Origin of the sequence: Caloramator sp. CAR-1, assembly GCF_030546345.1 — a bacterium.
Classification (GTDB): domain Bacteria; phylum Bacillota; class Clostridia; order Clostridiales; family Caloramatoraceae; genus Caloramator; species Caloramator australicus.
The window spans coordinates 1-13,104 of sequence record NZ_JAUONW010000004.1 but is presented as its reverse complement, the minus strand read 5'-3'; the positions used below and the strand labels follow the sequence as shown (position 1 = coordinate 13,104).

26 protein-coding genes and 1 pseudogene are annotated in these 13,104 nt (G+C 30.3%); 19 read left to right on the top strand and 8 right to left on the bottom strand.

The genetic code is table 11. From position 1 onward, the window contains the following. Positions 1-45: 45 nt before the first annotated feature. From Q3V94_RS00540 to Q3V94_RS00515, 7 genes and pseudogenes are all read right to left on the bottom strand, one after another. Positions 46-666 (bottom strand): hypothetical protein, encoded by a 621-nt coding sequence (locus Q3V94_RS00540; protein WP_303524580.1) that lies wholly within the window; start codon positions 664-666, stop codon positions 46-48. A gap of 54 nt (positions 667-720) precedes the next feature. Then, positions 721-1,662 carry a Kiwa anti-phage protein KwaB-like domain-containing protein gene (locus Q3V94_RS00535; protein ID WP_303524579.1) on the bottom strand — a complete coding sequence of 314 codons (942 nt, stop codon included), beginning with the start codon at positions 1,660-1,662 and terminating at the stop codon, positions 721-723. Between the two features lie 149 nt (positions 1,663-1,811). Beyond that, positions 1,812-2,846 (bottom strand): PolC-type DNA polymerase III, encoded by a 1,035-nt coding sequence (locus tag Q3V94_RS00530; protein WP_303524578.1) that lies wholly within the window; start codon positions 2,844-2,846, stop codon positions 1,812-1,814. A 167-nt stretch (positions 2,847-3,013) separates the two neighbouring features. Next, positions 3,014-3,154 (bottom strand): annotated as a pseudogene (locus tag Q3V94_RS13635) (ImmA/IrrE family metallo-endopeptidase); the annotation flags it as partial. 44 nt (positions 3,155-3,198) lie between these two features. After that, entirely contained in the window at positions 3,199-4,227 is a 1,029-nt protein-coding gene (locus tag Q3V94_RS00525) for a M48 family metallopeptidase (RefSeq protein ID WP_303524577.1), read from the bottom strand. Between the two features lie 15 nt (positions 4,228-4,242). Further along, positions 4,243-4,692, bottom strand: a complete 450-nt coding sequence (locus Q3V94_RS00520; protein WP_303524576.1) for an ImmA/IrrE family metallo-endopeptidase — start codon at positions 4,690-4,692, stop codon at positions 4,243-4,245. A gap of 13 nt (positions 4,693-4,705) precedes the next feature. Continuing rightward, positions 4,706-5,131 carry a helix-turn-helix domain-containing protein gene (locus Q3V94_RS00515; RefSeq protein WP_303524575.1) on the bottom strand — a complete coding sequence of 142 codons (426 nt, stop codon included), beginning with the start codon at positions 5,129-5,131 and terminating at the stop codon, positions 4,706-4,708. A 172-nt stretch (positions 5,132-5,303) separates the two neighbouring features. Here Q3V94_RS00515 and Q3V94_RS00510 point away from each other — a divergent pair, with 172 nt between their 5' ends. Both Q3V94_RS00510 and Q3V94_RS00505 read left to right on the top strand, forming a co-directional pair. Beyond that, positions 5,304-5,543, top strand: a complete 240-nt coding sequence (locus Q3V94_RS00510; RefSeq protein ID WP_303524574.1) for a helix-turn-helix transcriptional regulator — start codon at positions 5,304-5,306, stop codon at positions 5,541-5,543. A gap of 49 nt (positions 5,544-5,592) precedes the next feature. After that, a complete protein-coding gene (locus Q3V94_RS00505) occupies positions 5,593-5,829 on the top strand; it encodes a hypothetical protein (RefSeq protein WP_303524572.1) in 237 nt (78 codons plus the stop codon). A gap of 36 nt (positions 5,830-5,865) precedes the next feature. Here the strand turns inward: Q3V94_RS00505 and Q3V94_RS00500 are convergent, their stop codons facing one another. Continuing rightward, entirely contained in the window at positions 5,866-6,084 is a 219-nt protein-coding gene (locus Q3V94_RS00500) for a hypothetical protein (protein ID WP_303524570.1), read from the bottom strand. A gap of 99 nt (positions 6,085-6,183) precedes the next feature. Here Q3V94_RS00500 and Q3V94_RS00495 point away from each other — a divergent pair, with 99 nt between their 5' ends. The 17 genes from Q3V94_RS00495 to Q3V94_RS00415 form a co-directional block, all read left to right on the top strand. Then, positions 6,184-6,396 carry a hypothetical protein gene (locus tag Q3V94_RS00495; protein ID WP_303524569.1) on the top strand — a complete coding sequence of 71 codons (213 nt, stop codon included), beginning with the start codon at positions 6,184-6,186 and terminating at the stop codon, positions 6,394-6,396. Between the two features lie 89 nt (positions 6,397-6,485). Further along, positions 6,486-6,644: a hypothetical protein gene (locus Q3V94_RS00490; protein WP_303524568.1), complete on the top strand. Its 159-nt coding sequence runs from the start codon at positions 6,486-6,488 to the stop codon at positions 6,642-6,644. Beyond that, a complete protein-coding gene (locus Q3V94_RS00485; protein ID WP_303524567.1) occupies positions 6,641-6,907 on the top strand; it encodes a hypothetical protein in 267 nt (88 codons plus the stop codon). The genes Q3V94_RS00490 and Q3V94_RS00485 overlap by 4 nt, the downstream gene beginning before the upstream one ends. A 262-nt stretch (positions 6,908-7,169) precedes the next feature. Next, the gene (locus Q3V94_RS00480; protein ID WP_303524566.1) at positions 7,170-7,337 is read left to right on the top strand and encodes a hypothetical protein; all 168 of its coding nucleotides are present in this window, start codon (positions 7,170-7,172) and stop codon (positions 7,335-7,337) included. Next, positions 7,338-7,496 (top strand): hypothetical protein, encoded by a 159-nt coding sequence (locus Q3V94_RS00475; RefSeq protein ID WP_303524565.1) that lies wholly within the window; start codon positions 7,338-7,340, stop codon positions 7,494-7,496. Positions 7,497-7,648: 152 nt separating this feature from the next. Then, positions 7,649-8,518 (top strand): phage recombination protein Bet, encoded by an 870-nt coding sequence (gene bet, locus Q3V94_RS00470; RefSeq protein WP_303524564.1) that lies wholly within the window; start codon positions 7,649-7,651, stop codon positions 8,516-8,518. Positions 8,519-8,634: 116 nt separating this feature from the next. Beyond that, positions 8,635-8,910: a LysM peptidoglycan-binding domain-containing protein gene (locus Q3V94_RS00465; protein ID WP_303524563.1), complete on the top strand. Its 276-nt coding sequence runs from the start codon at positions 8,635-8,637 to the stop codon at positions 8,908-8,910. A 14-nt stretch (positions 8,911-8,924) separates the two neighbouring features. After that, positions 8,925-9,680: a phage antirepressor KilAC domain-containing protein gene (locus Q3V94_RS00460; RefSeq protein WP_303524562.1), complete on the top strand. Its 756-nt coding sequence runs from the start codon at positions 8,925-8,927 to the stop codon at positions 9,678-9,680. A gap of 42 nt (positions 9,681-9,722) precedes the next feature. Then, positions 9,723-10,571, top strand: a complete 849-nt coding sequence (locus Q3V94_RS00455) for a DnaD domain protein (protein WP_303524561.1) — start codon at positions 9,723-9,725, stop codon at positions 10,569-10,571. Between the two features lie 56 nt (positions 10,572-10,627). Beyond that, on the top strand, positions 10,628-11,029 hold the full coding sequence (locus Q3V94_RS00450; RefSeq protein ID WP_303524559.1) for a single-stranded DNA-binding protein: 402 nt from the start codon (positions 10,628-10,630) through the stop codon (positions 11,027-11,029). A gap of 12 nt (positions 11,030-11,041) precedes the next feature. Beyond that, on the top strand, positions 11,042-11,233 hold the full coding sequence (locus Q3V94_RS00445; protein WP_303524557.1) for a hypothetical protein: 192 nt from the start codon (positions 11,042-11,044) through the stop codon (positions 11,231-11,233). Further along, on the top strand, positions 11,230-11,403 hold the full coding sequence (locus tag Q3V94_RS00440) for a hypothetical protein (RefSeq protein ID WP_303524555.1): 174 nt from the start codon (positions 11,230-11,232) through the stop codon (positions 11,401-11,403). Before Q3V94_RS00445 ends, Q3V94_RS00440 begins: the two co-directional genes overlap by 4 nt. Further along, a complete protein-coding gene (locus Q3V94_RS00435; RefSeq protein WP_303524553.1) occupies positions 11,393-11,572 on the top strand; it encodes a hypothetical protein in 180 nt (59 codons plus the stop codon). Before Q3V94_RS00440 ends, Q3V94_RS00435 begins: the two co-directional genes overlap by 11 nt. Before the next feature lie 13 nt (positions 11,573-11,585). After that, entirely contained in the window at positions 11,586-12,044 is a 459-nt protein-coding gene (locus Q3V94_RS00430) for an SAM-dependent methyltransferase (protein ID WP_303524551.1), read from the top strand. 12 nt (positions 12,045-12,056) lie between these two features. Beyond that, the gene (locus Q3V94_RS00425; RefSeq protein ID WP_303524549.1) at positions 12,057-12,347 is read left to right on the top strand and encodes a hypothetical protein; all 291 of its coding nucleotides are present in this window, start codon (positions 12,057-12,059) and stop codon (positions 12,345-12,347) included. Positions 12,348-12,359: 12 nt separating this feature from the next. Beyond that, the gene (locus Q3V94_RS00420; RefSeq protein ID WP_303524548.1) at positions 12,360-12,851 is read left to right on the top strand and encodes a hypothetical protein; all 492 of its coding nucleotides are present in this window, start codon (positions 12,360-12,362) and stop codon (positions 12,849-12,851) included. A gap of 15 nt (positions 12,852-12,866) precedes the next feature. Then, positions 12,867-13,104, top strand: a 238-nt coding sequence (locus Q3V94_RS00415; RefSeq protein WP_303524547.1) for a hypothetical protein, incomplete at its 3' end; no start/stop codon positions are given.

Here is a 13,104-nt window from a genome sequence, read left to right as displayed (position 1 = left end):
TGAGCTGGAGTGGAATTTTGATGACTTTATATCAATGTTTGGGACTTATTTGTAAATATATATCCCATTAACTATATGATGCAATGATAATATTGTTCCTTCATTTTTTTTCATTTCCTTATGAGTAATTTTTGAAAGTATAATGATAGTTTCTTCTTTTTCATTGTTGACTAAATAAATATTATATTTAAAAAGTAAATATAAAGTTGGATTAATGTATATAAGATTATTTTTTATAAAGAAAAAAGCAATAAATATTAATAATAAAGTAAAAACTAATAAAGATTGAATATTAGCTTTAGAAAAATCGGAAAAGATTGAATTAACAAATGTAAAAATATAGATAATATAAAAATTTAATATTTCAATAGTATTATTTTCTCTGATAGATATTATTTTTTCATTCATTTTATAACCTAAATTAGCTTTTAAAACAATAAAAAGTAGAAATAATATTATAAAAGATAAAATCATTAACAAAATTATTATTAGGCAAGAAAAATAAGGTTGAACAAAAATAAAATAAAGGTCACTAATTTTCTTTACATTAGTAAATTTTAATATAAAGTCTCTTAAATTAGACAAATTAATATTTAAAATAATTAAAAATATGAACATAGGAACAATAGAAGAAAGAAAAAGAATAAGTTTACCTAATTTACTCATATTAATCACCAATTTAATTATAACACACAATTCAAAGATAGAACATATGTTCTTTTATAATTCTAATCTCTTTTTTACCTGAGTTAAAAACTTTTCTCCATTGTAGATAGAAATATTGTAGTCATTTGAGATAAGATTTAATATTTCTCCTAACGCTGATACGTCATTATAAACAATTTGATTATTTTCGTTTAACTCGAAATTCAGGTTTAAATCATTAATTGCATTTTTGATATTTTGACGAATATTTTCATCATTAATACATTCTATAAATTTATCAATTGAGCCGTCTTGTTCCATTTTGAACAACTTTTTGATTAATTTATTTCGAGAACTGATGTCTTCCCTAAATTGATCAATACCATTTATTAAATTATTATTTTGTAATTTATTTAAAATTTGATTAACAGTTTTAGTATACTCATTCATAAATGAAAAAATGATTTCAAAATTATATTTTGAAAATACATATGTCTCATTTGGAGTAATTATGCAATCTATCTTTTCATCAAAAACAAATGATTGATCTTGTATTTTATCAAGCCCATCATTTTTAAATATCCATAAAAATTTATTTTTTAGTGTATAGTTACTATTTGTTTTTTTAACTAATATAACATTTTGATTTTCATTTGTAAAAATAAAAGCATATGCTATTGAATTAGAAATTTTATCATGAAAAATAGAACTATTTATGTTGTTCACATCATTAATATTTCCAATAGAAGTTAATAGGTTATTTATACATTGATAATCTTGATTATTTAAGTAATATAATGTTTCATCTAAACTAGCTAATGGATTAAATTCTTGTATTGAAAAATTAGAGAAAATACTAATATAACTTGTAAAGAGATTCTTAATTTCTTCGTGTAAAGTATTTTTTAAAATTAATTTAGTTACATCAAATGTGGGGTCTTTTGATGTTTTATTAATAATGGCAAAAGTTATTTGATTTGAGTTTTTTATATGTTGAATAACCTCTTGTATATTCATAAAATTATTATCCCTCCATTTCCTTTGGCACATCAAAATATAGAGCTATTTGTTCAAGTGGAAAAAATTAGCGTATGAGTAGAAGCTCAGTAGGAATACAGAAAATTGCAGCAATTTGCTCTAATAATGTTTTAAAGCCTCAATTTATGCTAATTTACAAATCCATATATATATTCTTTATACTCTTTTTCAGCTTCTTGCAATGATTCAATGTTCCACATATCTTCTAGTCCAAAGAATTTAAGAGCTTCTTCAAAAGTTGTTACTTTATATCCTTTATTTCTTAAAGTATCAACACAAGATTTAGTTCTATTTGTATAGTTGAATATAATTGCGAACTTTGCATTTTTACTTGATGATTTATAATATCTTCCACCATGTTCATTACAAATTTCTGCTATTTTTTCTTCGATTTTATAGAAATCTTCCCATGTTCCTATTTTTTCATTCATTCCTGATTTATGAGCAATAAAACATTTATAAATATCTTCATCGATTGGATCATATGTAGGTATTTGAGACATATACTCTTCTCTTTTCTTTTTACAATAATCTAAGTATATTTGAGCTGTAACTAATGTATCATCATAAGCTCTATGACTTTCTAAATTTAATTGTAAGTATTTTTTTATAGTTTCTAACTTGTAATTAACTAATCGAGGATAAATTTCACGAGCAATATTAAGAGTATCAATAAATTCATTATTTACAGTATCCTCACCATAAGTATATAAAACTGCATATTTCAAAAATTTAGCATCAAAAGGGGCATTATGTGCGACTATAGGCAAATCACCTATAAACTCTAGTAAATTAGGTAAGACTACTTGTAAGGTAGGTTTATTTTTAACCATAGCATTTGTAATCCCATTAATCATGGTAATTTCTGAAGGTATTTTTATTTTGGGATTAATAAGAGTGTGAAATTCATCAACTTTTATTCCATCTTTATATTTAAGTGCCGAGACCTCAATTATTTTATCGGTTTCTGGATAAAGACCTGTCGTTTCAAAATCGAGCACAATAAATTCATTATAGATTTTTTTAGTAAATATAGGATCGTTTATTGTAGTAGATTTATTTTTTATACTATAACTAACATTAAAAGGCAAATTTTTATTTGAATTCCCATTACCTGTTTCCTTTTTAGAATATTCACCATATTTAAAAAGCTTATTAGTCAATTTAAAACCATATCTAAAAGAAAAATAGATGGTTAATAAAAAAGCAAGAAATTCAATGATAGGATTTTTTATGCTATTTACAATTGCTATTCCAAATGCTAATAAATAGAAAGAAAAAAATAATCCAAAGAAAATTCGGAAAGCGTTTCGCATATACCCCAACTCCTTTATCTCATATTCAAAACCTCAATTGGCACATTAAAAATAGCGGCAACTTGCTCCAATGGATATTCTGAGTATTGCTTCAAAATGTCATCGGGAATTAGTAGATATGAGCTGAATAGATTTGCTTCACGTTCTAACTTGTTTGTGCTGAATAGAGTGCTATTGAATTAACACTCCCTAAAAATTATTAGTTCTTTTTTCGAGGCTTATAAACGTAGCCTTTTTCTTTTTTGTTCAAAAAATCTTTTAACGAATTATCAATTACAACTTTAAAAGTATCATCTATAAAATACGAATCATCAAATTCACTTTTTACTTTTTTAGGTTTATAATATGGCGTTTTTTTAGCTTGCTCTAAGAGTTTAATAGCTTCATCTATTTGCCCTAATTTTGCATAAATTTGTGCGATACGAACATAGCCAGAAGGCATAGCTGGATCCATTTTATTAGCTAACTTGTAACATCTTAAAGCATTGTCAAAGTCATATTCTCCTTCATAACATTTACCCAAATCGCTATATATCCAAAAAAGATCTATTTCCAAGGTTTTTTCTACAAATTTTCCATCTCGATTAACATACCCTTTTTCATAACTATCTTCAGTAGGATTTATAAGATACTTTTCTAAATATTTAATTGCTTCTTTTCTGAATCTTGCTCCTTTCCAAACATAAGCTCTCCCAACGATTAAATAAGCTACAGGGGTATCAATATCTTTGCATAGCTCAATAATTTTATCTAAAATCTCATGCCTATCTTTAGCTTCTTTAATAATTTTTTCTGCAGTTTTGTTTAATTGTGAATTAGAATTTCCAAATCCAACACTTAATTTTAAACTATTAAATAAAATTTTAGCGAGTTCAAGTTTTGCATTATTAGATAAATTATTTAAATTGATTTTTTTGCTTGTGTTACTGTAATTTGGGGATATATTACTACCTTTTTTATCATTGTATTTTTCTTCTTGTGATGAGATATTTATTGATTTGTTAGCAAATACATTTAGTATTTTTGTTATAAAATTTAAGCTTTTACCTGATTTAACATTAGGATTAGTAATAGTATCATAAATACAACCACATTCACATGAAACTGGTAAATTTAAAATGAAACCTTCTTTGGAGGGAAAACAAGTATTTTTGGGTATGTATTTAATACTTCTACAATTTAGGCATTCTGCAACAATAAAATCATCATTTACCTTTATAAACTTCATATTCCCCAACCCCCTTTAATAATACTTTTTCCAATTAAACTTATATTCTACCAATTCTTTAGGCACTTCAAAATAAGCAGCTATTTGCTCAACTGTCATATTTTCAAATTGATATTTATCTAATTCTTTTTCATTTATTAGTAGTTCTGCAGCAAATCTATTAGCTTCAACTTCATATTTGCCACGAGGGAAAAGAGTGTATTCATGAAGAAATATTTCTGAATTGCTGGAGTGATATAATGCATGGCCGAGTTCATGAGCTATAACGATTAATTGATGTGTATATGGGAGATTAGAATTTACTACTATAAACTTTTTCCCCAATGCCTTTTTAAAAAATCCCATTGTTTTATTAAAAGGCCTTTTTATGACAACAATACCCATTTCCCTTGCTAATTTTTCAGGGTTACGGGTGCCATATTTTTGCACTAAGTGTTTTACTCTTGCATGCATATTTTTAACCATAGGCACCCTCCTATTAATCTTTTTTCTTTTTTCTCATAGCTTTAGCCATCCAAAATATTTCATTCATAGTTTCGAGGATAGCTTTTTTATCTGCTTCATCAATTTCATCATTCATAAAGAAAGCCTCATTAATTGTTTTAATGTATTCAAGATATTGTTTTTTATCTCTTGCAGTTACTTTGTGTGGATAGTCTGGTGTTGGTTGTATGTCAACAGTTGTTTTGTTTTGGTTTCTTATGTCTGTTTTGCCAAGTAGATAGTCAACGGATACGTTGAATATTTCTGCAATTTTCAAAAGCATGTCTTTATCAGGAAACCTATTGCCATTTTCCCAATTTGATATAGCAACCTTACTTACATTTAGCAATTTACCCAATTCAGAACCTGTCATCTGTTTTTCTTTTCTAAGCTGTCTTAATCTTTCACCAAAAGTTTGCATAATGGAAACCCCCTTTATTTGTAATTATAAACCTTATTTAAAAATATTAAAATATTAGTTATCAAAATGAATATTTTTTTTAAAATAATAAAAAAATAATGTTGACAGTTAACAAAATGATAACTATAATAATAATTGAAAGTTATCTTTACGAAAACGAGGAGGTGATGATATGAATAAAAAATTAATTGCATATAGAAACATGCTAAGATTAACTCAAGCTGATATGGCAAAACTGTTGAATATAACTCAAACAAGTTATTCATTCAAAGAAAATGGTAAAGTTCCATTCAAACAAGATGAAATGATTAAAATCACAAAATTTTTCAAAGAGAAAATACCAGAAATAACAATGGATGAAATTTTTTTTGAGGAAGAAGTTAACAAATTGAAAACTTTATCCACAGCCTAACAATAGTATATGCAGTTAAGGTAAAGATTAAAGAAGGGAGGTGTGGTAGATGGAAAAGACTTATATTGAGCAGAGAATAGAGGAATTAGAAAAAAAGATGACAGAAATTGAGAAAGCACAGCAACAACCTCAAGTAACTTTAGAAAAAGTTATTAAACATTATATTGACCTTTATAATTACGCTGCAAATAACATCGGTAGGTTAGATGAAACTGACATTGAATGCTTAAAGCTCATGGTAGAGATTAATAAAAATTTAATGAATTTGATAAAAGAGGGTCAGTAGTTTTGAATTTGATAAGAGAGGCTCAGTAGTTTTAAATTACCATCCTTCAGGTTTGTTTACAGTCCCAATTTTCGGTTTGGAAGTTTTACTTAATTTTGAAGTTGCTTTTAAAAATTTGTTATAAACTTCTGAGTATGTTTTACAAATATTGAGTATAGCTTCTTCATCGGCATCCAAAAGATTTATATCTTTTAAAAAACCTGCATTAACAAAGTAAATAGTAGTTAAAGCTTTTGCCATTTCATCATTTGACATACTATCAACCCCTAAAAAGAGCCTCTCTTATCTAATAAAAATTATTCTGCAAGAAAAAGGAAATTCCTGCAAAAAAGAATACAAAGGAGGTGCGGGAGAATGAATGAAAAAATTTTACCTAGTATAAAAGTTATAAAACTTAAAGGGAAAGATTGTTTTGAATCTCAGAAATACAGGGTATTAATTAATGATATTGATTTTAGCTCATATGTTTCTGAAGTATCGGCTTCACTTTCAGCAAATAACACTTATATAACTGAAGTAACATTGAAACTAATAACTACTGACTTTCATTGGATTGATGAAGAATAGCCGATCTGTAGATAAATTTCTACAAGAAAGAGGGAAATCCTGCAAAGATAAACTACTCTGCTTCATATACTTTACAAGGGGGGATAAACATGAAACCCGAGGATGTAAAGATAATTATCGAAGGTGATATTGAGATAGCACGTATCAACCTTACAAAGGCAGTCGCACAATTGACAAAAAAGAAGTTTACAGATAATGAGATAGCTTACTTAATTACAAAATTACAGGAAGGAGGTGCGGGAGAATGAACTTAGAGCAAAGATTAGCAGAGCTTGAAAAAAGAATTGAAATATTAAAAATAGTGGCTGAACTTGAAAAGAAAGCTCAGCCAGACATAATTAAGAGGCTAGACCGCATTGCTTATTGGCTACAAATTATTTGTCAGTATTTTCTTCCAAAACAGAGTTTTCAAGAAGTTTTAAAATTCTTGCAAGAAGTTGAATCTGCGCAAAATCGCCTTGGTTACATCGAGCAAGAGAATGAGCCCCTACACGACAATCATCAGTTGTAATACCCAATTTACTACAAAAATTAATATGTTCACATTCTTCCTTGTGGTTGAAATCAGTAACATTAATTTCTGGCATTTTTAATTCGGGCATTTGTATTTTAGGTATGTTGATTTGCATAATCTCACCTCCTTTCTATATAGGAATTCTACTATGAGAAGGGAAATCCTGCTTAATGTTAGCAAAAGAATAAAAATACATGGACAAGATAAGAAACGACATAGCCAAGCATAAATTTATACAAATGAGAATTGGGGTGATGACATGGCGATAAAGGTTATTGCCAACTATCCACCTGGTGGACCCAAAGAAGTTGAAGAAATGCTATCAAAAGCAGTAGCTGACGTTTTGAAAAGAATATTAACCCCTGAACAAAAGGAATTGCTTATAACGCAACTTGAAGAAAAAATTGCTAAAGAGGGGGTGCTATAAATGATTAAAGTAGTTATTCCAAAGGATACTGAAAAATTGCAAAAGCAGATAGCAGCACTTGAATATCAAATACAGCATGACACAAGCGAAAAAAACAGAGCAATACATCAACAAGCATTGGAAGATTTGAAAAGAGAATTACAAAGGAGGATAAAGTGAGATGTATGAACATGACATAACAATCAAGATTATAGACAGCGACCAAGTAATAGCAGAATTGCTTAAACATTTCAAGGACTGGCAATTGATTGAGTCACTCATTAATATTCTTGGGAAAGAAAAAATTGAAGAATATCTAAGGAGGTAAGGTTATGACAAACACGTTAATCGTTAAATACGAAACTGATAATGGAGTTGTTCAGTTAAGTCCAGAAATAGTTAGAAGATATTTAGTTAGTGGGGATTCAAGCAAAGTCACAGATCAAGAAATTATGATGTTTATAAAACTTTGTGAGTATCAAAAATTGAATCCTTTCTTAAGAGAAGCATACTTAATCAAGTTTGGGAATGAACCAGCAACTTTAGTCACAGGTAAAGAAACATTTACAAAGAGAGCTGCAAAATCAAAGTTATGCAATGGTTATGAAGCAGGAGTTGTAGTTCAAAAGAAAGATGGAAGTATTGAATATAGAAAAGGAACATTAGTAGCTCCTAATGAAACACTAATAGGCGGATGGGCTAAGGTGTATAGAAAAGATTGGAACACGCCATTAGAAACAAGTGTAAGCCTTTCTGAATATGAAAGAAGAACAAAAGATGGAAAGCTAATGAGTAATTGGGCGAAGATGCCTGCAACAATGATTAGAAAAGTAGCTTTAGTTCAAGCATTAAGAGAAGCATTACCCGAAGAATTCCAAGGATTATACAGTCCGGAAGAAATGCCTGTTGATGATAGCAAGTTACCACAGAAGCCAGTAGAAATTAACGCTGAATATGAAGTTAAAGATGAACCAGAAGTAAAAATGATAACAACAGAGCAAAAAAAGAAGATTTGGGAACTTGCTCAATCTAAAGGAATGAACGCTGACGAGTTAAAGTTGTTCTTACTCTCTACAATAGGCAAAGAAAGCAGCAAAGAGATGACTTTTGTAGAAGCTGAAACAGTATTGAAAGAACTTGAGCAATATCACAAGGAAGAAGAAATTGAACTAAAAGATGAAGGAATATTATTTGAAGGATAATAGAAAAAGCCCTGTGCGAGAGGGCTCTTTCAAAGACCGTTAGGGATGGGAGCGGCAACTCCCTTCCCCTCAATTATAACATATGATTATTAAGTTTTAAATGGGGGTTGAAAAACTTGAAAAAGAAAGGTTTTACTTTTTTAGCGATTTTGGTCGCTACTTCCACTGTTATTAGTATATCCACTTCATTTATGAATTATCCCAAGAAAAAAGAAAAATTTCAAAGGTTTGAAACATACGTAGTGCAACAAGGGGATACTCTTTGGAGCATAGCGAAGAAATACACAAATGGGGATCCAAGAAGGCTTATATATGAAATCAGAAAACACAACGATATATCACCAATTATAAGACCAGGGCAGGCTATTGAAATACCTATTTTGAACAAATGATGGGAGGGTTCAAAATGAATGAGTTGCAAGTGTTTAAAAATGACTTGTTTGAAATAGCTGTTAAGTTGGAAAATGGAGAAATTCTATTTGATGCAGAGAAAGTAGCAAAATGTTTAGGAATTACACAAAAGAAAAATGGAATTGAATATGTTAGATGGGAAAGAGTTAATGAGTATTTAAAGGTTTCCCCACAAGTGGGGAAGGGAAGTTTTATCCCTGAACCAGCAGTATATAAGTTAGCTTTTAAAGCAAATAACGAAGTAGCAGAGAAATTTCAAGATTGGTTAGCCATAGAAGTAATACCTACTATACGCAAACATGGAGCTTATCTAACACCACAGAAGATAGAAGAAGTCCTACTTAATCCAGATACAATAATCCAGCTTGCAACACAACTTAAAGAAGAACGAGCAAAAAGAATAGAAGCAGAACAAAAAATTCAAATTTTACAACCTAAAGCAGAATTCTTTGACGCAGTTGCTGGAAGCAAGGATGCAATAGATATGAATAGAGCCGCAAAGTTGATATATGAAGAAACAAAGCTTGGAAGGAATAAGTTATTTAAATTCTTAAGAGAAAAAGGAATATTAATGAAAGACAATATACCATATCAAGAATACATTGATAAAGGATATTTCAGAACAATTGAGCAAAAATATAACAAACCAGATGGGACAACATGTATTTATATAAAGACTTTAGTTTATCAAAAAGGATTAGATTTTATAAGAAGGCTTTTAAAAAATGATGGTTTAATCAAAGCAAGCTAACTGGAGCAGGGCCTCCTGCTCCACATACAAAGGAGTGATTAAATGGACAAGTTCGAAGTGCAAAGGGAATGGCATTACACAATAGTTGAAAATCACGTATTGAAGTCTAAACTAAGTGCAAATGCAAAACTCTTATATGTAATACTTTGCATGTATGCAAATAGGGATAAGGAATGCTTTCCTAGTTATGAAACACTATTAAATGATACTGGAATAAAATCAAGAGCAACATTAGCAAATGCAATAAAAGAGTTAATAGATAAAGGTATTTTAGAAGTTATAAGCGGTAAAGAAGAAGGCAAAAGTAATGTTTATATCATAAAAGATAACCCATTAAATTGGGTAGGGTGTTCACGAAATGAACAGGGGTGTTCAATAGATGAACAGGGGTGTTCAATAGGTGAACAGGGGGGTGTTCACGAAATGAACAGGGGGTGTTCATCTACTGAACACGAACTAAAACCATATAACAATAACCAATATAACTATAACCATATAACTAAAGATGATGATGAGAAGCAGCAGCAATTCCAAAAAGTTTTAGATGTATTTAATAACAATATACATTTAATGACAAGCATAGAAGCACAAAAGATACTTGATTGGTTAGATGATGTTGAAGCAGATGTAATTATATTAGCAATAGAAGAAGCGGTTATGAATAACAAACGCAGTTTTAATTATATTAACAAAATACTGAATACTTGGTTTAGTCAAGGACTAAAAACAAAAGCAGATGTAGAAGCTCATATAAGAGATTGGAAAAACAAACAAAATAGTAACAACACTCCTAATCATTCTCGCAATTATTTCAATAGTTATGGTGGACAAAGGAAATACGATATTAAGGAGCTTGAAAAGCTCCTTTTGGCAAGGCGGGAAATGCAATAAAAGGGGAGGATGTGATGCTATTAATAAGTATTTTATAGAGATAAAGGAGGCTAAACATGAATAAAGTTTTACTCATCGGCAGGTTAACTGCCGACCCAGAACTAAGATATACAGCTCATACAGGCATAGCAAATTGCACATTCACATTAGCAGTAGATAGGCCATACACAAATGCAGAAGGAAAGCGAGAAGCGGACTTTATCCCTGTTGTTTGCTGGAGAAAGCTTGCTGAAAATGTTGCTAATAACCTAACTAAAGGAAGGCTTGTTGCCATATCGGGTTCTATACAAACGAGAAAGTATCAGGCCCAGGACGGGACAAACAGGTATGTTACTGAAGTTGTTGCAGACGAAGTGAAGTTTTTGGATAGACCGAAAACCGACAATAATCAGACAATAAATCAACAAGAAACCAACGAGTTTATGCCTGTATTTGATGATGAGAATACACCATTTTAGGGGGGATAATAAATGAAAATCGGTGACAAGGTGATAATTAAGCAGAATTATAACAAAGTTGATGAAAGAGCGAGAAAATCAAAACAATTACAAGTACAAGGTAGGGTAATAGACATAAAAGAACATTTCTTTATAGTGCAGACTAAAAATTACAAGGAATGTTTTAGTTTTCACGATATTGGCAGCAAGGTGATTTTGCAATGAGAGGTGGATATAGGGTAGATAAAAGAATAAAAGCGGATTTAATGGATATAAGGCAAGTGCTAAGCATAGTTGAGGAGCTGATAACAGATAAATATGCACTTATGAGGGTAAGGGCAGCAAAGAAAATCATTGATAAATACATTGAAGGTGGGGGATACAATGAAAAATGAGGAATCAAGGGAACTAAGAAAGCAAGTCATAGCACTTGCAACAGCATTGGCATTGCAAGAAACAGAAAGAACAGGGGAGGATTATACAAAGGCTATAAACAGAGCATTAGACGAGGCGTGCAAAAGACTAGGTGTTAATCATAAGGATTTTATAAAAATGTTCATTTAGGGGGAGTGTTTATATGGGTAAACCCATATTGGATGTATGTTGTGGAAGCAAAATGTTTTGGTTTGACAAAAATAATCCAAACGTAGTTTTTATGGATATAAGAGAAACAGAAGAAGTATTATGCGACGGAAGGAAATTGATTATAAAACCTGACATTATAGGAGATTTTAGGAACATTCCGTTTCCAGATAATACCTTTCGTTTAGTAGTATTTGATCCACCGCATTTAATAAAAATAGGTGAAAATTCATGGATGGCCAAAAAATATGGAAAATTATCAGAAGACTGGGAAAAAGATATTAAACAAGGATTCAATGAATGCATGAGGGTATTAGAACAATACGGTGTGCTAATTTTCAAGTGGAATGAAGAGCAGATAAAGTTAAAACAAATATTAGAGATAATTGATTACAAACCGCTTTTTGGCAACAAACGAGCTAAAACACATTGGTTAGTTTTTATGAAACTTTAAGGAGGCATAAAGATGGAACTACTAATTTTAAAAAAGGATGACACTTATGTTTCAATACTCAACAAAGCTAAAGAAGAAGTAGATGAGCTATGGGAGGAGCTTTTTAAATATGAAATAGACAATATAGACAACAAAGAAGAAATTGCAGCCGAAACTCTTGACGTCATACAAGTTTGCATTGGATTGTTGGACAAGCTTGAAACAGAGGGTATGAACATCAGAAAAGCAGTAGAAAAGCATAATTTGAAATTGCTGAATAGGGGCTGGAAATACAAGAAGGTTATACATATAGACATTGAATAGGGGGACAAACATATGAAAGAATGCGAAGTTAAAGAGAACTGTATAAGTTTCACACAAGGCAAATGTTGGATATGTGAAGATTACAGCCTATATTGGCCAGAGGATAAAAGAATCTTCTGTAAAAGACAAATAAGACAAAGAGAAGAAAGGAAGTTGGCCAAGAAAATGAAAAAGGAAAGTGAAGCGAGTAAGAGAGGAAAGAGAGCGAAAAGAAAAGGCTATACAGGAGAGAGAGAAGTAGTGGAGCTTTTAAATAAATATGGGATACAGGCCGAGAGAATTCCTCTCTCAGGAGCTTTAAAAACAGACAAATATTCATGTGATGTGATATGTAAAATTAAAGATACTGAAAAAAGAATTGAAGTTAAGAGAAGAAAGTCAGGCTTAAACACAATATACAAGTGGCTTGAACAAGATAAAAACAGCAATATGCTTTTTATGAGACAGGATAATAAAGGCTGGATAGTATGCATGACATTAGAGGAGTTTTTATCAATTTTGTAAAAAGGGGGATTTTGTATGGGCAATATGATAAGAAAAATGCAAAGACAAGCTATACAAAATAGATTAAAACAGCAAGGGACAAATGCACTTATGAAAGCAGCAGCAAATGCAGCAGAAGAAAGGGCAAAAGAATTAGCAACAAGAGCAGTTGAAGATTACATAATTGCAGTAAGTGATGCTTTAGAACATGTGTTAAGAGAAAAATTAGGTTTTGGAGATAAGAGATTAGCAGAGTTTGCAGCAGCTTTAAATG